This window comes from Burkholderia sp. Ac-20365, from assembly GCF_017104715.1.
Classification (GTDB): domain Bacteria; phylum Pseudomonadota; class Gammaproteobacteria; order Burkholderiales; family Burkholderiaceae; genus Paraburkholderia.
The window spans coordinates 442,261-461,339 of sequence record NZ_JAAGPI010000001.1 but is presented as its reverse complement, the minus strand read 5'-3'; the positions used below and the strand labels follow the sequence as shown (position 1 = coordinate 461,339).

General features: G+C 61.5%; 18 protein-coding genes. 6 read left to right on the top strand and 12 right to left on the bottom strand.

The features are described 5' to 3' along the window. Positions 1-45 precede the first annotated feature (45 nt). The 6 genes from hpaH to G3O01_RS01835 are packed head-to-tail and all read right to left on the bottom strand — an operon-like array spanning position 46 to position 5,198. Positions 46-849: a 2-oxo-hept-4-ene-1,7-dioate hydratase gene (hpaH, locus tag G3O01_RS01860; protein WP_205802729.1), complete on the bottom strand. Its 804-nt coding sequence runs from the start codon at positions 847-849 to the stop codon at positions 46-48. A gap of 21 nt (positions 850-870) precedes the next feature. Continuing rightward, positions 871-1,269, bottom strand: coding sequence for a 5-carboxymethyl-2-hydroxymuconate Delta-isomerase (locus tag G3O01_RS01855; protein ID WP_205802728.1), 399 nt, complete (start codon positions 1,267-1,269; stop codon positions 871-873). 20 nt (positions 1,270-1,289) lie between these two features. Next, positions 1,290-2,153: a 3,4-dihydroxyphenylacetate 2,3-dioxygenase gene (gene hpaD / locus G3O01_RS01850; protein ID WP_205802727.1), complete on the bottom strand. Its 864-nt coding sequence runs from the start codon at positions 2,151-2,153 to the stop codon at positions 1,290-1,292. A 51-nt stretch (positions 2,154-2,204) separates the two neighbouring features. Further along, entirely contained in the window at positions 2,205-3,662 is a 1,458-nt protein-coding gene (gene hpaE / locus G3O01_RS01845) for a 5-carboxymethyl-2-hydroxymuconate semialdehyde dehydrogenase (RefSeq protein ID WP_205802726.1), read from the bottom strand. A 16-nt stretch (positions 3,663-3,678) separates the two neighbouring features. Next, positions 3,679-4,437, bottom strand: coding sequence for a fumarylacetoacetate hydrolase family protein (locus G3O01_RS01840; RefSeq protein WP_205802725.1), 759 nt, complete (start codon positions 4,435-4,437; stop codon positions 3,679-3,681). Then, on the bottom strand, positions 4,434-5,198 hold the full coding sequence (locus G3O01_RS01835) for a fumarylacetoacetate hydrolase family protein (protein WP_205803076.1): 765 nt from the start codon (positions 5,196-5,198) through the stop codon (positions 4,434-4,436). Before G3O01_RS01835 ends, G3O01_RS01840 begins: the two co-directional genes overlap by 4 nt. Positions 5,199-5,529: 331 nt before the next feature. On the opposite strand from G3O01_RS01835, the gene G3O01_RS01830 reads away from it, so the two are divergent. Both G3O01_RS01830 and G3O01_RS01825 read left to right on the top strand, forming a co-directional pair. Next, positions 5,530-5,946, top strand: a complete 417-nt coding sequence (locus G3O01_RS01830) for a heme-binding protein (protein WP_205802724.1) — start codon at positions 5,530-5,532, stop codon at positions 5,944-5,946. Positions 5,947-6,000: 54 nt separating this feature from the next. Further along, complete coding sequence (locus G3O01_RS01825) at positions 6,001-8,181, top strand: malate synthase G (RefSeq protein WP_205802723.1); 2,181 nt, start codon at positions 6,001-6,003, stop codon at positions 8,179-8,181. A gap of 61 nt (positions 8,182-8,242) precedes the next feature. On the opposite strand, the gene G3O01_RS01820 is transcribed toward G3O01_RS01825, so the two are convergent. The 3 genes from G3O01_RS01820 to G3O01_RS01810 all read right to left on the bottom strand — a co-directional run bounded on the left by G3O01_RS01820 (position 8,243) and on the right by G3O01_RS01810 (position 11,877). After that, positions 8,243-9,682 carry an MFS transporter gene (locus G3O01_RS01820; protein WP_205802722.1) on the bottom strand — a complete coding sequence of 480 codons (1,440 nt, stop codon included), beginning with the start codon at positions 9,680-9,682 and terminating at the stop codon, positions 8,243-8,245. Positions 9,683-9,778: 96 nt separating this feature from the next. Continuing rightward, positions 9,779-10,930 carry a CaiB/BaiF CoA-transferase family protein gene (locus tag G3O01_RS01815; RefSeq protein WP_205802721.1) on the bottom strand — a complete coding sequence of 384 codons (1,152 nt, stop codon included), beginning with the start codon at positions 10,928-10,930 and terminating at the stop codon, positions 9,779-9,781. A gap of 8 nt (positions 10,931-10,938) precedes the next feature. After that, positions 10,939-11,877, bottom strand: coding sequence for a hydroxymethylglutaryl-CoA lyase (locus tag G3O01_RS01810; protein ID WP_205802720.1), 939 nt, complete (start codon positions 11,875-11,877; stop codon positions 10,939-10,941). Positions 11,878-12,014: 137 nt separating this feature from the next. Here G3O01_RS01810 and G3O01_RS01805 point away from each other — a divergent pair, with 137 nt between their 5' ends. Then, complete coding sequence (locus G3O01_RS01805) at positions 12,015-12,932, top strand: LysR family transcriptional regulator (RefSeq protein WP_205802719.1); 918 nt, start codon at positions 12,015-12,017, stop codon at positions 12,930-12,932. An 8-nt stretch (positions 12,933-12,940) separates the two neighbouring features. Here the strand turns inward: G3O01_RS01805 and mdtD are convergent, their stop codons facing one another. After that, the gene (gene mdtD, locus G3O01_RS01800; RefSeq protein ID WP_241023560.1) at positions 12,941-14,332 is read right to left on the bottom strand and encodes a multidrug transporter subunit MdtD; all 1,392 of its coding nucleotides are present in this window, start codon (positions 14,330-14,332) and stop codon (positions 12,941-12,943) included. A gap of 198 nt (positions 14,333-14,530) precedes the next feature. Between mdtD and G3O01_RS01795 the strand changes: the two genes are divergently transcribed. Further along, positions 14,531-15,391, top strand: a complete 861-nt coding sequence (locus G3O01_RS01795) for a LysR family transcriptional regulator (protein WP_205802718.1) — start codon at positions 14,531-14,533, stop codon at positions 15,389-15,391. 18 nt (positions 15,392-15,409) lie between these two features. Here the strand turns inward: G3O01_RS01795 and G3O01_RS01790 are convergent, their stop codons facing one another. Both G3O01_RS01790 and G3O01_RS01785 read right to left on the bottom strand, forming a co-directional pair. Beyond that, positions 15,410-16,099: an HAD family hydrolase gene (locus tag G3O01_RS01790; protein ID WP_205802717.1), complete on the bottom strand. Its 690-nt coding sequence runs from the start codon at positions 16,097-16,099 to the stop codon at positions 15,410-15,412. A 389-nt stretch (positions 16,100-16,488) separates the two neighbouring features. Then, entirely contained in the window at positions 16,489-17,544 is a 1,056-nt protein-coding gene (locus G3O01_RS01785) for an AraC family transcriptional regulator (protein ID WP_205802716.1), read from the bottom strand. 265 nt (positions 17,545-17,809) lie between these two features. Between G3O01_RS01785 and G3O01_RS01780 the strand changes: the two genes are divergently transcribed. Together G3O01_RS01780 and G3O01_RS01775 are read left to right on the top strand one after the other, a co-directional pair. Then, positions 17,810-18,643 carry a methyltransferase domain-containing protein gene (locus G3O01_RS01780; RefSeq protein WP_205802715.1) on the top strand — a complete coding sequence of 278 codons (834 nt, stop codon included), beginning with the start codon at positions 17,810-17,812 and terminating at the stop codon, positions 18,641-18,643. A 286-nt stretch (positions 18,644-18,929) separates the two neighbouring features. Beyond that, positions 18,930-19,067, top strand: a complete 138-nt coding sequence (locus G3O01_RS01775; RefSeq protein WP_205802714.1) for a DUF3563 family protein — start codon at positions 18,930-18,932, stop codon at positions 19,065-19,067. Positions 19,068-19,079 lie beyond the last annotated feature (12 nt).

Below are 19,079 nucleotides of genomic sequence, written 5' to 3'. Positions count from 1 at the left end.
ATGCCTGGCAGTTTTCAAAAATGCGCGGCGGCGAACCGCACACAGTCAGACGAAATTCAGCGCGATGCCGCCGAGCGGGCCGTAATCGACATGAAACGTGTCGCCCGCACGCGCCGGAATCGGACTCGTAAATGAGCCGCTGAGAATCACATCGTTTGCATTCAGCGATTCATCATAAGGCGCGATCTTGTTTGCGAGCCACGCGACGCCCGTCGCGGGATGATTGAGCACGGCTGCGGCAAGGCCGCTCTCTTCCACCGCGCCGTTCTTGTACAGCAACGCGCCGACCCAACGCAGGTCGACATCCATCGGCCGCACAGGGCGGCCACCCATGACGATGCCCGCATTCGCCGCAAAATCGGAGATGGTGTCGAACACCTTGCGCGGCGCTTTCGTTTCGCGGTCGAACTGCTCGATACGCGCATCGATGATCTCGACGGCGGGCGTCACGTAAGCCGTTGCATCGAGCACGTCGGCGAGCGTCACGTTCGGACCTTTGAGCGGTCTCGCCAGAATGAACGCCAGTTCCACTTCGACGCGCGGCGCGATAAAGCGATCGGCACGAATGTCACTGCCTGCCTCGATGAACATATAGTCGAGCAGCGGCGCATAGTCCGGTTCGTCGATCTGCGACGAACGCTGCATCGCACGCGAGGTCAGGCCAATCTTGCGCCCTTTGATCACGTGGCCTTCCGCGAGCTTCATTTTGACCCACTCGCGCTGGATCGCGTAACCGTCCTCGATTGTCATGTCGGGATAGGCCGCAGAAAAATGCCGCAACTGAGTACGCGTTTTTTCGGCCTGGTCGAGCTTCCCGGCGAGTTCGCGGATCGTCGTCTGGTCTAGCATGTCGAGTCCCGATAATTGCGCTCAGCCTTTCAGCCGCGCGTGCAGATTGTTGTGCTTCCAGGTGCCCGCTTCACTGAACTCATTGATTTCCAGCGATAGCGCCAGCCCATGCTTCTCGAATGCATCGGCGAAATGCTGCTTGATGACGTCGAATAGCGCGTCTCCCGTCGCCTTCTTCGCGGCCTCCGAACGCCCCGCGCCGATCTTCAGGTTCGCGTGCAGAAACGCGGCATCAGGCCTGCCGTCCGCAACGCAGAACTGATCGCAGCGCAATGCACGCACACGTATTCCGCCAAGCGGATACACACGTTGATCGTTCTCGCGTTGTGCATCGAGACATTGCGCGAGCTTTCTGCAAAGTGTTCCCATGCTGGCGTCGTCAGCCAGATTGGCGCTGTATTCGAGTGTGAGATGCGGCACGTCAATTCTCCATTGAGCGTTCAGGCGGGCAGCGGCGTAACGGGAAAAATCGCATTGATCTGCCCCGTGCCCGAACTGCCGAAATAAGGCGTCACAACTTCGGCTTTGCCTTCGTAACGATCCCAGCCAAGCGCGCCGAGCAGCATCGCCGTATCGTGCATGCCGCCCTCGCCCCAGCATTTCTCGTTGTAGAGCGGCAGCATGCCGCAGAACGTTTTCCAGTCGCCCTTCTCCCACAGCGACACGACATGACGGTCGGTCTGTTCGAGAAACGGATCCCACACCTTGTGCATGAACTGCTCGGCTGTGCCGTTATTCGCGAAGTGATGACTGAGCGAACCACTGGCAAGGATCGCCACTGTGCCGTCGTAGCGTTCTTCGATCGCCTTGCGCACAGCGAGGCCGAAGCGCGCGCTGGTTGGCAGGTCGTGCCACATGCACCAGCCCGCAATCGATACTGTTTTAAAGCGCTGATCCGCGTTCATATAGCGCATCGGCACCAGCGTGCCGTATTCGAGTTCGAGCGAAGTCTCGCTATGCGCGCGGCTTTTCACGCCCATTTCATTCGCAACCTCGGCGATCAGCTTGCCGAGTTGCACATTGCCGGGATACGCATAGGCCATGTTGTTGATGAAATGCGGCAGTTCATTGCTCGTGTAAGTACCGGCGAATTGTGGCGCGCAGTTGATGTGATATTCACTATTCACGAGCCAGTGCACGTCGAACACGACGATCGTATCGACGCCCAGTTCGCGGCAGCGTCTGGCGATTTCATGGTGTCCGTCGATTGCGGCCTGACGGCAACCTTTGTGCGGACCATCCAGTTCCGACAGATACATCGAAGGCACATGAGTCACTTTAGCGGCCAATGCAAGCTTGCCCATCGCGAACTCCTTTCCTTTGCAGATTGCCGATTCGCTCGTGATGCACAAAGATCACACGCCCCAGCGCGGAATGTGATGCGAACCGAGCGACACGCACACATTCTTCGGCTCGAGAAAGACTTCATAACTCCACGTGCCGCCTTCGCGTCCAACGCCCGACGCTTTCGTGCCGCCAAACGGTTGGCGCAGATCGCGCACGTTCTGGCTGTTTACAAAACACATGCCGGCCTCGATCGCGGCCGCCACACGATGCGCGCGGCCCGTGTTCTCCGTCCACACGTAGCTGGAAAGACCATACGAAATATCGTTGGCGAGGCGAATCGCTTCGGCTTCGTCATCGAATGGAATCAGGCACGCGACGGGACCGAAGATCTCTTCCTGCGCAATCCGCATGCGATTATCGACATCGACGAATACGGTCGGCGTGACGAAATTGCCGCGCTTCAATGCGTCTGGCAAAGATGGCGCATCGAGTCCGCCGCATGCGAGCGTCGCGCCTTCTTTCGGACCCAGTTCGATATAACTCCGCACTTTCGCCAGATGCGCCTGACTGATCATCGGGCCAATCATGGTCTGTTCGCTGAGCGGATCGCCCACGCTCAATCTCTTGGCGCGTTCGATAAACCGCTCTGCGAATTTCGCGTAAATCGATTTCTGTACGAGAATGCGCGAGCCCGCTGTGCAGCGTTCGCCATTGTTCGAGAAGATCATGAATACAGCGGCATCGAGCGCGCGTTCGAAATCGGCGTCGTCGAAGATCACGAAGGGCGACTTGCCGCCCAGTTCCATCGAAAACTTCTTCAAACCCGCTGTCTTGACGATCCGGTTGCCCGTCGCCGTCGAACCCGTGAACGAAATAGCATGCACATCGGGATGCGCAACGAGAGGTTCGCCCGCATCCTTGCCGTAGCCGTGCACGACATTCAGCACGCCAGCAGGAATGCCCGCTTCCAGCGCGAGATTGCCGAGCATCGACGCCGTGAGCGGAGACAGTTCGCTCATCTTCAGCACGGCCGTATTGCCGAACGCGAGACACGGTGCGACTTTCCATGTCGCCGTCATGAACGGGACATTCCACGGCGAGATCAGCGCGCACACGCCGACAGGATGAAACAGCGTGTAGTTCAGATGCGAGTCGGTAGGATACGTGTGGCCATCTACCCGCGTGCACATCTCGGCAAAGTACGTGAAGTTGTCGGCGGCACGCGGCACGAGTTGCTTGCGTGTTTGCGAAATGGTTTGACCCGTGTCGCGCGTTTCCGTATCCGAGAGTTCGGGCACGTTCTTCACAATCAGTTCGCCGAGCTTGCGCACGAGCTTTGAACGTTCAGCCGCGGGCTTGGCGGCCCATGCAGGAAACGCGTCTTTCGCGGCGCGCACGGCGGCATCGACATCTTCCGCCGTGCCACTTGCGACTTCGGCGAGTACTTCCTGCGTGGCGGGATTCACCGTTTCGAAGTAATCGCGCGCGGTCTTCGTTTTTCCGTCGATCAGATGTTCGATTCGCATGGCTTGTCCTGATGATTCACTCGCGGTTGAAGTCCGCATCGGAGACGATCGTGTTGACGAGACGGCCAAGGCCATCTATCTCGCAGACGACTTCATCGCCCGCATTCACATTGACGACGCCCTCTGGCGTGCCCGTCAGAATGATGTCGCCGGGTGCGAGCGTCATGAAGCTGCTGAGGTATTCGATCAGCGCAGGAATGTCCGTCACCAGATCGCACGTGTTGCCTTTCTGATGCAGCGTGCCGTTCACATAAGTGCGCAATTCGAGTTGCGTGACATCGGCGATATCGGCGGCATCGACGAACCAGGGGCCGAGCACCGTGCCGCCATCGCGGTTCTTCACACGCATATTCGGCCGGTAATAGTTCTCCAGATAGTCACGGATCGCGTAGTCGTTTGCGATCATGTAGCCGGCCACGTATTGCATTGCATCGTCGCGCGCCACTTCTTTCGCGGGGCGACCGATCACGACGGCAAGCTCGCACTCGTAGTGCATGAACGTCACGTCCGACGGGCGCCGCGTCACGCCTCGATGACCGATCACGCCACCCGCGCCCTTGAGAAAGACGAGCGGCTCTTCCTGCTTCGTGAATTGCAGTTCTTTTGCATGCTCGGCGTAGTTCAAGCCGAGCGCGAAGATCGTGCCGGGCTGGATGGGCGTGAGCCACACCACCTCGTCCTCGCGGCAGATGCGGCCATCGGCAAGGCGCACGCCGCGTTCGTGCGGATGCGCTTCATGGATCGCACCTGCGTAGGCAACACGGCCGCGCATCATCGTTTGCCTCCTTCGTTTGCCGTCATCGAGAAACACAACGGCGGCCAGTCGCCGATTGCCACGCTGATTTCGTCGCCTGCATGCGCGATGGGGGCGTTATGCGGGACGCCCTGGGTCAGCACGTCGCCGGGTGCGAGTGTCATGAAGTCGGTAACGTCGGCGATCAGACGCGCGACGTTGCGAATCGAAGTGGATGTGTTCGTGGTGAAAGACGCTTTTCCTTCAATACGGATCGCAATGGGCAGCGCATCGGGATCGCCCACATGCCTGCGCGCGACGACAGCAGGACCGGTCACGCAAAAGCCATCGCGCGCGCGAAACCGGACCGACGGTCGATACACACTTGCGTGCGGCACGCAAAGGTCCGCGACGATCACATAACCCGCGACATACGACAACGCGTCTTCGACACGCACGCGACACGCGGTACGCCCAATTACGATGCCCAGCGATCCACCAACCTGCACGCCTGCTTCATCGTCGGGCACGACGATGTCTGCGCGATGACCCGCAAACGTATTGCGCGGCTTCAGGTAGAGCACAGGCGCCCTGGGCGGTGCTTTATAAGGCGCCGCATGAACCGAGTCGCCAAGCGCATCGAGCGCGGCGCGATCGTTCAGCAGCGTGCCGTAGATCGCGCCGTCCACGGGCGGCCTGCATGCCGCTCCGCCCGCGATCAAGGCACGCACGGTTCGTGCATCGACATCGCGTGCCAGTGGTTCTGCTTCGAGATGAATCCGGTGATCGTCGAGTGCGAACATAAGTTGCGGCATCCGTCATTCACTAACATCTTAGTAGTATTCGCGCACCACAGTGGACGGTCAAGCAGATCGACATGTAGCGCGGGTTTTCCCTGGCGCAGCGCCTGAAGGCCTCTCCAGCGGCAAAAAAGACACCAAAAACTGGTATGACCAGTGTTCCACCGGGTCGACAAGCCGCTCAGAACACGGAACAATGGCTGCCAAGTCATATATAAGACTGGACCCCGCATGCACGTCGATAGTGCGTGCGCATGCCGGCTGTCATGTGCATGCGCGCTTGCGGTTTGTCCGCTCGTGGAATTCACTTCAATCGTTATTCAGGAATCGCATCATGCAGACAAAATCCGTGCTGACGGTCGCCGAGTCGACGAAAATCATCGAAGCGGCGCGCGCCGAAGCCGAGCGCAACCAGTGGGCCGTCACGATCGCCGTGGTGGACGACGGCGGTCATCTGCTGTCGCTGCTGCGCCTCGACAACTGCGCGCCCGTGGGCGCGTACATTGCCGCCGATAAAGCCCGCACGGCCGCGCTCGGCCGCCGCGAATCGAAGCAGTACGAGGACATGATCAACGGCGGGCGCACCGCATTCCTGAGCGCGCCGCTGTCGGGCACGCTGGAAGGCGGCGTGCCTGTTGTGGTAGATGGTCAGGTGATCGGTGCCGTCGGCGTGTCCGGCGTCAAGGCCGATCAGGATGCGCAGGTGGCAAAGGCCGGCGCCGCAGCCGTTGCCAGTCGCACCAACGCTTGAGTGCCGCCACGGCCCTACGAACCAGCCCCGAATTTGCCCTTCCTGGATACAGCCATGACTCAATTGACCCAACGCGGCGGATTGCAGGTCGCCACTAATCTCGAACAGTTCATCGAAAAGGAAGCCCTGCCCGGCACTGGCGTCGATAGCGCCGCCTTCTGGGCCGGTTTCGATGCCCTCGTGCACGATCTCGCGCCGAAGAACCGCGCGCTGCTCGCCGAACGCGACCGCCTGCAGGTCGAACTGGACAAGTGGCATCGCGCCAATCCGGGCCCGGTGCGCGACCTGCGCGCATATCGCGGCTTCCTCGAAAGCATTGGCTATATCGTGCCGGTGCCCGCAAGCGTGAAAGCAACAACGGATAACGTCGATCGCGAAATCGCCGAACAGGCCGGTCCGCAGCTCGTCGTGCCGCTGTCGAACCAGCGCTATGCGCTGAACGCAGCGAACGCGCGCTGGGGCAGCCTGTACGACGCGCTGTATGGCACCGACGCCATCGACGAAACCGACGGCGCGGAACGTACCGCGAAGTTCAACCCGGTGCGCGGCGCACGCGTGATCGCCTTTGCGCGCACGTTTCTCGACGGCGCCGCGCCGCTCGAAAACGGCTCGCACAAGGACGCGACCGGCTATCGCATCGAGAACGGCAAGCTGATCGTTGCGTTGAAGAATGGCGCGACGACGCTGCGGGACGCAGCGCAATTCATCGGCTATCAGGGCGATGCCAGCGCGCCGTCGGCCGTGCTGATCAAGCACAACGGCCTGCATTTCGAAATCCAGTTCGACGCGAACGATGCGATCGGCAAGACCGACCCGGCCAATATCAAGGACGTGCTGATGGAAGCGGCCGTCAGCACGATCATCGATTGCGAAGACTCGGTCGCCGCCGTCGATGCCGACGACAAGGTGCTGCTCTATCGCAACTGGCTCGGTCTGATGGTCGGCAACCTGACGGAAGAAGTCACGAAGGGCGGCAAAACGTTCACGCGCCGCCTGAACGCCGACCGCGAGTATCAGGGCGCCAACGGCCAGCCCGTGAAGCTGCATGGCCGCTCGCTGCTGTTCATCCGCAACGTCGGCCATCTGATGACGAACCCGGCCGTGCTCGATCGCGACGGCAACGAGATTCCCGAAGGCATTCTCGACGGCGTCGTGACGACGCTGTGCGCGCTGCACGACCGCACGCACAAGCTCAATTCGCGCACGGGCTCGATCTATATCGTCAAGCCGAAGATGCACGGTCCCGCTGAAGTCGCGTTCGCGAGCGAGCTGTTCGCGCGCGTCGAAGACCTGTTTGGCCTTGCGCGCAATACGATCAAGATGGGCATCATGGACGAGGAACGCCGCACCAGCGTGAACCTCGCCGCATGTATCGGCCAGGCTGCGGAGCGTGTCGCGTTCATCAATACGGGCTTCCTCGACCGTACGGGCGACGAGATGCACAGCTCGATGGAAGCAGGCCCGATGATGCGCAAGGGCGATATGAAGTCGAGCAAGTGGATCGCCGCGTATGAGCGCAGCAACGTGCTCGTCGGTCTCGCTGCGGGCCTGCGTGGCCGCGCGCAGATCGGCAAGGGCATGTGGGCCATGCCGGATCTGATGAAGGCAATGCTCGAGCAGAAGATCGGTCATCCGAAGGCAGGCGCGAACACCGCATGGGTGCCCTCGCCCACGGCCGCAACGCTGCATGCGCTGCACTATCATCAGGTCGACGTGCAGGCCGTGCAGAAAGAACTGGAGCGCACCGATCTCGCGAATGTGCGCGATGAACTGCTCGACGGCCTGCTGACCATTCCCGTCGTCGAAAGCGCGCAATGGAGCGATGAAGAAATCCGCAGCGAAGTCGAGAACAACGCGCAAGGTATTCTCGGCTATGTGGTGCGCTGGATCGATCAGGGCGTCGGTTGCTCGAAGGTGCCGGACATTCACAACGTCGGCCTGATGGAAGACCGCGCGACGCTGCGTATTTCGAGCCAGCACATTGCGAACTGGCTGCGTCATGGCGTCATCAAGCCCGAGTTCGTGCGCGAGACGATGGAACGCATGGCAAAGGTCGTCGATCAGCAGAACGCAAGCGATCCGCAGTACAAGCCGATGGCGCCGAACTTCGACAGTTCGATTGCGTTCAAGGCGGCGTGCGCGCTGGTGTTCGAAGGTTGCGCGCAGCCTAGCGGCTATACGGAACCGTTGCTGCACAAGTTCCGTCTGCAACTGAAGGCAGCAGGCAACGCGTAAGTTCTAACGCTGAATCGCAACAAAAAAGCCGGCCGGGTCGATCATGACCCGGCCGGCTTTTTTAGTGGCAAAGATCTTCGAGCCGCACGCCATTCGTCTTCGGACCGAATGCGCCAATCGATATCATCACGACCACCATGCACGCCGTGATGCCGACGAACACGCCCGCCACACCGAACTCGCGCAACAGATGCGCAATCATGAAACCCGACATCATCGCGCCCACGCGGCTCGCCGAATAGACGATGCCGTTCGCGCGACAACGGACCCGCGTCGGAAACAGCTCAGCCTGGTACGCGTGGTAGCAAACGGAGATGGTCTGCCCCGCGAGGCTGATGAGCACGCCTAGCACGATCAGTGGCCCGACCGTTTTCACCTGCCCGAACATCAGGCCGAACACGATGACCGCAAACGCGGAACCAACGATCAGCCATTTGCGCTGTACCTTGTCGGCGAACAGCATCGCCAGCAAAGGCCCGCAAGGCAGCGCAATCGCGATGATGAACGAATACAGCAGGCTCTTCGTGACGGTGATGCCCTGCCCGATCAGCAGCGTCGGCACCCAGTTCGCGAATCCGTAATAGCCGATCGCCTGACAGAAGTTGAACACGATCAGCATGATGAGACGCGACCGGTAAGGCGGCTGCCACAATTCGGCCAGCGACGCGCGCCGGTGCACCGGCAGTTCGACGACCGGCAGCGGCGCGGGCAGCGCGCGGCCGCTTTGCATCTCGGCCATCTGCTCCATCTTCCTGACCACGCGCTCGCCGCGCTCCACATGTCCGTGACTTGCGAGCCATCGCGGGCTTTCCGGCACGACCAGCCGGATCAGCCACACGATCAGCGCGCCAGCCGAGCCGAGCAGCACGACCCAGCGCCAGCCGTCGATGCCCGCGAGTGTCGTCGGCACGAGCCAGTAAGAGAGAATCGCGGCGGCAGGCGCGGCGGCGAACATCACGGCCTGGTTGAAGGCCATCGCGCGACCGCGCATATGCTGCGGCACAAGCTCAGTGATGTAACTGTCGATCGTGACGATCTCGATGCCCACACCAATGCCTGTGATAAAGCGCCACAAGATCAGCCCTTCAGGCGAGGTCTGAAACGCCATGATCGCCGAGCCGATTGAATACCACAGCAGCGAAATCGTAAAGACCTTCCGACGCCCGAAGCGATCCGGCAGCCACCCGAAACAGAATGTACCGACGAACAGGCCCGCGAACGTCGATGCGATGAAGCCTGCAATGCCCTGAAGCCCGAAGAACGATTCAGTCGTCGTTTTCAGCAAGCCGCTCTTCGCCATGCCCGGCGCGATATAGCCGGTGAAAATCAGATCGTAGACTTCGAAAAATCCGCCGAGCGAGATCAGCAGAACGAGCATCCATAGATACCGCGTAACGGGCAAGCGGTCCATCCGTGCCGACAACGCCGCAGCGGCGCGCGAACCAGACTGTGCTTCTGATGGTGCAAACGCGGGATCGTCTGCTGTGATAGTGCGCTGCATACATGTCTCCTGAAGTTCACGATCAGGTTTTTATTTAATCTGGATACCTGATTGATTGTGTTTCATTCATACGCTGCCTTCTCTAAACGATGTCGGTCAGGCAGCCGCCCTGCCCGTCAGCCTCGCCAGAATCTCCTGCGTGTGCTCGCCGACTTTTGCCAGCGCCTGACGCACGCCGGGCCGGCGGCCGCCCATCGTCAACGGCAGCAGCACGACCTCTGTCGTGTCGCCGTCGTCGGTTTGCATCGGCACGAGGCCGCCGCTTTGCTTCAGATGCGGATCGTCGAACAGTTGATCGGGGCGCACGATCGGCGCGTATGGAATGCCCGCCGCTTCGAGCTTCGGAGCGAGTTCGTCGACGCGATGATGCTTGAGGATGTCGCCGAGCTTTGCGAGCAGTTCCGGACGCACGGCGACGCGCATGGCGTTGTCCGCGAATTGCGGATCGTTCGCCAGATCGGGCCGCTCGATTACGTCGCACAGCGTGACGAACTGCTTGTCGCTCACTGCGCCGATGAAAAGCTGTTCGCCGTTCGCGAGAGTGAACACGTCGTACACGCTCCATGCCGACACGCGCGACGGCATCGGCGGCGGCGCTTCATTCGTCATCGCGTACTGCTGCATGTGCTGGCCGGCGAGAAACACGCAGTTCTCGAACAACGCGCTTTGCACTTCCTGGCCGTGCCCCGTGAAATCGCGCTCGCGCAGTGCGGCCAGCACGCCAATCGCGCCGAACATGCCGCCCATGATGTCGTTGACCGACGTGCCCGCGCGCAGCGGCCGGCCCTCAGGCCCGGTCATGTACGACAAGCCACCCATCATCTGGACGACTTCATCGAGTGCAAGGCGCTTTTCATACGGCCCCGGCAAAAAGCCCTTGTGGGACACGTAAATCAGGCGCGGAAATTTCTTCGACAACGTGTCGTAGTCGAGCCCGAGCTTCGCCATCAAACCGGGCCGGAAGTTTTCGAGCATCACGTCGCACTGGCCGATCAGCTCTTCTGCGGCCGCATGGCCCTCTGGCGTATTGATATCGAGCACAACGCTCTTCTTGTTGCGATTGAACGTGCGAAAGAAGCCAATCCCAAGACCCGGCAGCTTACGTGTCTTGTCGCCGCCCGGCGGCTCGATCTTGATGACTTCTGCGCCGAGATCCGCGAGGATCATTCCGCACGTCGGTCCCATGACCATGTGGGTGAATTCGATAACGCGCACACCTTCGAGCGGCAGTCGAGTGGAAGTGTTCATGTTGAGCCTCAGGCAATAGCGGCGTGTTGAGCGAAAGTTTTCGGCAGGCCCGCGAGCCATAGCGTGCCGTGCAGCGTTTCATCCGGCAGCCATCGCGCGACTTTTGCGCGCAACGCCAGCAGCCTTTCGATGTCGATACCCGTTTCAATGGCCATGTCCGCGAGCATGAACGCGAGGTCTTCGCTCGATGCGTTGCCGCTCGCGCCCGGCGCATGCGGACAGCCGCCGATACCCGCCAGCGTCGCGTCGAAACGCGCGACGCCCGTTTCCAGCGCCGCATACACGTTGGCCAGCGCAAGGCCGCGCGTGTCGTGGAAGTGTCCGCAGCAGAAACGCTCGCCTGCAATGCGCCGTGCTTTCTCGAACAGATCGCGCACGGCAGCAGGGCTCGCATAGCCGACGGTATCCGCGATGCTCACGCGGTCCGCGCCTGCATCGAGCAATGACTGCATGCAGCGCAGCACGTCGGCCTGATCGACGGCGCCCTGAATCGTGCAGCCGAATGCGGTGCCGATGCCGCCCTCGATCAGCGTTTTCGATCCTGCCGCGTCGCGCGCAGCGCGCATGCGGGCGACTTCGGCGACGACTTCTTCGGGCGTCTTGCGCAGGTTCGCGAGGCTGTGCGCGTGGCTCGCGGAGAGCGGCACGAGCATCACGTCGGCGCGTGAATCGATCGCGCGCTCGGCGCCTTTCAGATTCGGCACGAGCACCGATACGCACAGATCGGGCAGCGTCTGCGCGTAAGCAATGAGTTCCGCGGTATCCGCAAGCTGTGGCAACAGGCGCGCGGGCACGAACGAGCCGACTTCGATTTCGCGCTGACCGGCAGCGTACGCATCCGTAATCCATTCGATTTTCTGTTGCGTCGGCAGAATGGTCTGGATGCTTTGCAGGCCGTCGCGCAAGCCGACTTCGCGGATCATGACGTTTGATGGCAATGGGGGCATGAATGCTGTCTCCGGTATGGTTTCCGGTCGTTGTGAATGCCGGTGTTGTGCTAACTTTAGACATTCCATCCGATACATAAAGCGCTATTTTGGAAGCGCTAGGTTTCCCGTACGGAAACCCACAATCCGGAGACACCATGCGCGATATCGATCTGAAAACACTGCGGCTCGTGGTAGCCGTGTGCGAGCACAAGAACATGGCGCGCGCCGCGCACGACGAGCACATCGAGCCGTCCGCCGTCAGCAAGCGGATCGCGCAACTGGAAAGCGATCTGGGCGTGCCGCTCTTCACGCGCTCGCGGCGCGGCGTGCTGCCCACGCCCGCGGGCGTCGCGCTGCTCGAACATGCGCGCAACGTGCTGTTCACGATGGACCGCATTGCGAGCGACGTCGCCGCGTTCGGCAGCGGCTTGCGCGGTAGTGTCAGCGTGTGCGCGTCGGCATCGGCGATTGCGGAAAGCCTGCTCGACGATGTCGCGTCGTTCATGAGCATGCCCGCGCACGAGAACATCCGCGTGCATGTCGAGGAATGGCTATCGCATGATCTCGTGCGGCGCTTGCGCGAAGGCGTCGCGTCTGTCGGCGTGTGCTGGGATAACGTGGATCTGGAGGGACTGGAACATCGGCCGTATCGCGAGGACCGGCTCGCGCTCGCCGTTCATCCAGGGCATCCGCTCGCGAAGCGCTCGACGTTGCGCTTCACGGAAACCCTCGGCTACGAGCATGTCGGCCTGCCGCCGACCACGTCCGTGCACATGATGCTGCAGCGCGCCGCCGCGCGAGCGGGCGGCACGGTGTCGTACAGAGCGGTGGTGTCGAATTTCGATGCGGCGTTTCGCGTCGTGGCCGCGAAACTCGGCATCAGCGTGATTCCGCAAGTGGTCGGCGATACCTACGCGCGCATTCTCGATGTGCGGGTCATTCCATTGACGGACGAATGGGCGAAGCGGAAGTTCGTCGTGTGCTTTCGCGACTTCGAGTCGCTACAGCCTGCCGCGCAGCGCATGGTCGATCATCTCGTCGAGCGCGCGCAGCCGGCGCAAACGGAGCATTGAGGCAAGCTTTAGCGCGCCGTCCGTGCACCGACGGCCGCAGGCCGCGCTGGCGACACATCGAGTCGACGAAACACCAGCGCCGACAGCAACGTAATCACGCCGACGCAGACGAAGCTGAACATGAAGCCTGTGGACGCTGAGCCCATCCCCGCGGAAAACAGATTGACGAGCCCGCCGCCAATCGACACGCCCAGCGCGATCGCCAGCATCTGCACCATCGAAAACAGGCTGTTGCCGCTGCCCGCATCCGCGTGCGACAGGCCTTTGAGCGTCACGCTATTCATTGCCGCGAACTGCATCGAGTTGGCCGCGCCGAACACGACGAGCAACGCAATTTCCAGCAGCGGCGTCGATTGCTTCGATACGAGCGCGAAACCGACGATCGTCGAGCCGACGATCATCGTGTTCACCAGCAGAAACGCCGAATAACCGAAGCGCTTGATGAGCGGCGCGATCCATTGCTTCGACACGGTGCCGGCAATTGCAGCGGGCAACATCATGAGACCCGAGCGCAACGGCGAATAACCAAGCTGCACCTGCATCAGCAACGGCAGCATGAACGGCACCGCGCTCGATCCGATCCGGCACAGCAGATTGCCGATCAGCCCGACGCTGAAATTCGGCTCGCTGAACAATGCGAGTCGGAACAGCGGCCGCTTGTATGAACGCGCATGCGGAATGTAAGCCAGCGCCGCGATGATGCCCGCGACAGCAAGGCCCGCTGACCACTCGATACGATGCGTGCTCATCGGCGGATCGATGGCGAGCGACAGCAGGATCATCGAAAGCGAAAGCAGACCGCAGCCGATGAAGTCGAATGGCGGCGGATGGCTCGCATTGTCGTGCGGCAGAAAACGCTGCACGGCAACCAGACCGACCGCGCCGACAGGCACGTTGACGAGGAAAATCCAGTGCCACGAAATGGCTTGTGTGAGCCAGCCGCCTAACGTCGGCCCGACAATCGGCCCGACCTGCCCTGCAATCGAAACGAAAGCCAGCGCCGATACATATTGCTCGCCCGGCACGCTGCGCAGCACGGCGAGCCGCCCGATCGGCAGCAACATCGACCCGCCGACGCCTTGCAGCACGCGCGCGATCACCAGTTGCTCCAGCGTATGCGCGCCCGCGCAGCACACCGAGCCGAGCACGAACACGAGGATCGCCGCGAAGTACACCCGGCGCGTGCCGAAGCGGTCGGCGAACCAGCCGGAAGCGGGCGTGAGGAGCGCCATCGTCAGCGTGTACGAGACGACCACCGGCTGCATGGCGAGCGGCGACGCGTGCAGGCTTTGCGCCATCGAAGGCAGCGCGGTATTGACGATCGTGGTGTCGAGCGCCTGCATGAAGAATGCGGCGGCAACGATCCACAGTAGCGCGGTGTGTGAGGAATCCCGGGTCATGATGAAGTTCGGAGAGGCGCGACGAAAGCCATTGGAAAGCGGCGTCACGTCGTATCGCCTCGGAAACGGGCGTTTCGCCGAACCGGCCATCGAAGCCAGTTCGTCCAGATGCAAGCGGCCATGGTATCGATTTCAACGGCAATCGGGAAGCCGCCTGAAGGCATTGACTGTCATCGTAAATGCCGATGACAATGCCGCATGCTCAATCCCCTCTGGCTCCGGACATTCGCGACCGTCACCACCTGCCGCAGCTTCACCGAAGCGGGCAAACGGCTCGGCCTGAATCAGTCGAGCGTCAGCGAACATATCCGCCGCCTCGAAGAAAGCGTCGGCCGACGGCTGTTCGTGCGCGACACGCACTCGCTCGCGATGACCGCCGACGGCGAAGCGCTGCTCGTCCACGCCAATGTGATCCTGCAGTCCATCAGTCGCGCCGAATCTCAATTCCGCAAGCCACGGCTGAAAGGACGCGTACGTCTGGGCACATCCGACGATATCGCCCTCGGCGCACTGCCTAATGTGCTCGCCGCGTTTCGACAGGCGCATCCGGATGTGGAGCTTGAACTCACCATCGGCATGACGAGCCGCCTGTATGAACTGCTCGATGCCGGTTCGATCGATCTGCTGGTCGGCAAGCGGCGTCTGGGCGAACGGCGCGGCACGCCGCTGTTGCGCTCGCGGCTCGAATGGATCGCGCGGCCCGGCACCGTCGTCGATCTGGAACAGCCGTTGCCACTGGTGCTCGTCGCGGAGCCGAGCGTCACGCGCGCCGTCGTGCTCAACGCGCTCGCGGAAAAAGGCTTCGGCTGGGAAGTGGTGTGCACGAGCAGCAGCCACGCGGGCTGTATCGCCGCCGCGCGCGGCGGCCTCGGGCTGACGGCCAAATCGCAATACGTGTCGGCACGCGGGCTCGCGCCGCCGTTGAACAGCGCGAGCTTGCCCGCGTTGCCCGATGTCGAATTCATCGCGCTCGCCGCCAAGCGGCTCAGTCATCCCGCCGGCACGCTGCTCGAGTTGCTGCAAGGCAGCGATCTGAGCGGCGAATGGATGAGCGAGTAGCGCGCTTGCTTTGTTGGTCTATCGACGCCCTTTCGTCGTCAACGCTTCGAAATCGATCGACGTGAGTTCACCGATTCTTTCGATCGTAATGTCAGGGTCCGGATACTTCGCGATTTCCTTCGCATCGAGCGCGTAGTGGCCCTGGCGCGGGAAGATCGTCGTCAGCCTGTCGCCCCACTGCTCTTTCATCGCCGTGAGAATGCGCAGCTTGTCGTCGACCATGACGTAGTGTCGCGCGGGGTGATGCGCGATCACGTCGTCGAGCATCAACTCCTTGTGGATGTAGATCATCACGCGGCCTTCGACTTCGTCCCACAAGCCCGAACGCGACACCTTGCGCGGCTGGAACACCACGTCGCCGTCCGAAAGAATCGCTGTCTTGCCGAATTCGCCCGCATAGCGCAGCGCATCGAGCGCGCCCGGAAACACGCGGTTCGCGAACGGATAATCGATCAGGTAACACGACATCAACAAAAGCTGCGTGTCGTCCTGATGCTCGTTGCGATAGCGCTGCAATGCGCCGAGGTAATCCGCGTAGCCGAGCTCGCCGCGCAGTTCCTCGAAAAGCTCCCAGTAGCGCGCACTATTTTCTTCGCCGAACTGGCGCGTCATGTGTGTGCGCAGATCCGTCAGCACATGGTCGTTGTCGAGCAGCGTGTTATCGACGTCGAACAGAAAGACAACGTCGTTGTTCGTTGATGTGTCCATTCACGTTACCTCGCGTCGGTCGTCTGTGTCGGTTGTGGGGCACGGTGGGCGGCACCCGTGCGGTCCGCGGCGCATTGCCGTTCTGCGCTAAGAGCCGCGAATCGCGATGAAGTTCGCGACGCCCGGGTTGCGCGGTCAGCGCAAAGACTAGCACTGTCGATCGACGCGCGTCGTCGATGGTGCTTGGCCGTGGGCTAAACGGGTTGGCGCTTGCGCGCTTGCAAGGCGCGGAAACGGGGTGTATCGCCCTTCTTCTAAAGGCATACATATGGCCAGCGGCTATCGCGAGCGCTGGCGACAACAGACAGTTAGTTGCGAATGCCGGGTCGATATACAACGCCATTTCCGCGTTGCCCACCATCGTCCACTATGACGCACTGCAAAAGCCCTTAACCCGCGACGAAGCCCTCTTCAGACGACGCGACACGAATTCGAGAACCGGCGTCTGCATCCATCGGATTGCGGCCGTCCGCCATGCCTTTGCTGCGTCGCCAACTGGCGGGCGGCATGCCGAATTCCCGCTTGAACGCGCGGTTGAACGCGGCCTCCGATTCGTACCCGACCCGCTCCGCCACGGCCGCAAGTGTGTCGTTTCCTTCCCGCAGCGCTTGCGCCGCAATTTGCAGGCGCCAGCGGGCGAGGTATTGCATAGGCGGCTGACCGAGCAGCTCCGTGAACCGTTGCGCAAGCGCCGAACGCGACAGTCCGACCTTGCGCGCGAGTTCTTCGACCGTCCAGCCGTGTGCGGGCTTTGCATGCAGCATCGCGAGCGCGCGTCCGACAAAACGATCGCCTACGCCCGCGAGCCATCCTTTGCGGTCTGCCGGCAGCGTTTCGATGCAACGCTGCACCGCCTTCACGAACAGCAGTTCGGAAAGCCGCGCAAGCACGATCGCGCTGCCCACACGCCAGTCGGCCGCTTCGATTGCTGCAAGTTTCAGCGACGACTCCAGCCACGCCGATTGCGGATCGTTGCGCATGTCGACCTTGAAGATGCGCGGCAGCGACGCAAGGACAGGATTGGTCAATGAATCGTCGCAAGCGAGAAAGCCGCAAATGAGCCGTGTGTGCGCGCCACCGCCACCGTAGTTCAACGTCATCACTTCGCCCGGCGAAGTACTCAGATATTTCGAAACCAGTTCTTGCGAAGGCGCGGGTTTCAGATCGAGCGAACTGCCCATCAGATGCGCTTCGCCTTGCGGCACGACGAGAAGCTCTCCTGCATCGACACGAATCGCCGAAGCAGGATCGTCGACGAGTGCAGCCTGGCAGCTTCCCTCCGTGATGAGGTGATAGGACACGATGCGTTCAGCACGCGGCATGAATGCAGCCGACAGATCCGGCGTGACTTCACCGACCACACACCACGGCGCAGTTAAGTCGGCGTTTAGATATACCGCTCCGCCCAGACGCACTACACGAAGGACATCGGAGAAAGCATCCATGACAGCGCTCATCAGTTTCGGCGTCCTGCGCAAAACATCTGGACGCCTGGTCATTTCTCGATACCGCTTGCGTGCCGATACTAGCATCCACGCAGTTCAACAACAAAACACGCAGCGCCATCGGATAGCCGTTGCGTCCTTCACGTCAGACATGATTTGCCCGATCGCCGCGCGGGCATCTTCGCAACAACGACTTGCGGCGCCATCCGGCACGCAGCACAACCCTGCATTCGTGCATCGCTGCTGCCGCTTTCAGGAGTTGTCCATGTCCGCTGTTGATTCCGCTATCGCACCCGTTGCAGACTTCGCCGCCCTCAAGGTTCGCCAGCAGGCGGCCTGGTCGACAGGCAACTATGCCGTCGTCGGCACGACGCTGCAGATCGTCGGGGAGAACCTCTGCGAAGCGCTCGATGTGCGCGCCGGCAGCCGCGTGCTCGACGTTGCCGCAGGCAACGGCAATGCGACGCTTGCCGCCGCGCGCCGCTGGTGCGAAGTCACGTCGACGGACTACGTTGCATCGCTGCTCGATGCCGGCCGTGTGCGTGCGCAGGCTGAAGGGCTTGCGGTTCAGTTCCAGGAAGCGGACGCTGAAGCGCTCCCGTTCGCTGACGCCTCGTTCGATATCGTGATGTCGACCTTCGGCGTGATGTTCACGCCTGACCACAACAAGGCAGCCGCAGAACTGCTGCGTGTTTGCAAACCCGGCGGAAGGATTGGTCTCGCGAACTGGACGCCGGAGAGTTTCATCGGGCAGCTCTTCAAGACGATCGGCAAGTACATTCCGCCACCGGCAGGCGTGAAGTCGCCGGCGATGTGGGGCACGCAGGCGCACATAGAAGCGCTGTTCGGCAGCAGCGCGCGGAAGATCGTCGCGAGTAGCCGCGATTTCACTTTCCGATATCGCTCGCCCGCGCACTTCGTCGAGGTGTTCCGCACATTTTATGGACCGGTGAACAAGGCGTTTGCCGCACTGGAAGGCGAGACACGAGCGGCGTTTCTGCACGACCTGATGAACCTGATCGAGAGCCGCAACCGATCGGGCGACGCGACGCTCGTGCTGCCAAGCGAGTATCTCGAAGTGGTCGTCGAACGACAGTAAGACGATCGAGCGCAGATTGCTGTGCTAATGAACGGCGTCTGGCGCTTAAGTCCAGACGCCGCCTCTCCTTCAGCGATGGAGTTCGACGCACCGCCTACGTGTCGGGTTTTCTCCGACTCCCATCCGACGATTCGTCGGCTGCGCGACAACGCTTCGCCTCGCGCGACATCCGCAGAGCCGCCCGGATACACGCCACACAAGGCGTGCCGCGATATGGCATGGACTCTGCAAGTACACGGCGTTCATACCGTTACGCAATCGACCCTGTGATCGATCAGAGGACATCATGCTCATCTATCTAATCGTGTTGTTGAGAAAGGCGCTCGACCGCGCTGAACACTGCCGTCGTGACGCGTACCTCGCATCCGCAGTCGATATGGTCGAACTCGAACGTCGCATGCATGCAGTTGAAATCGACCGGTGACGAGCAACCTGA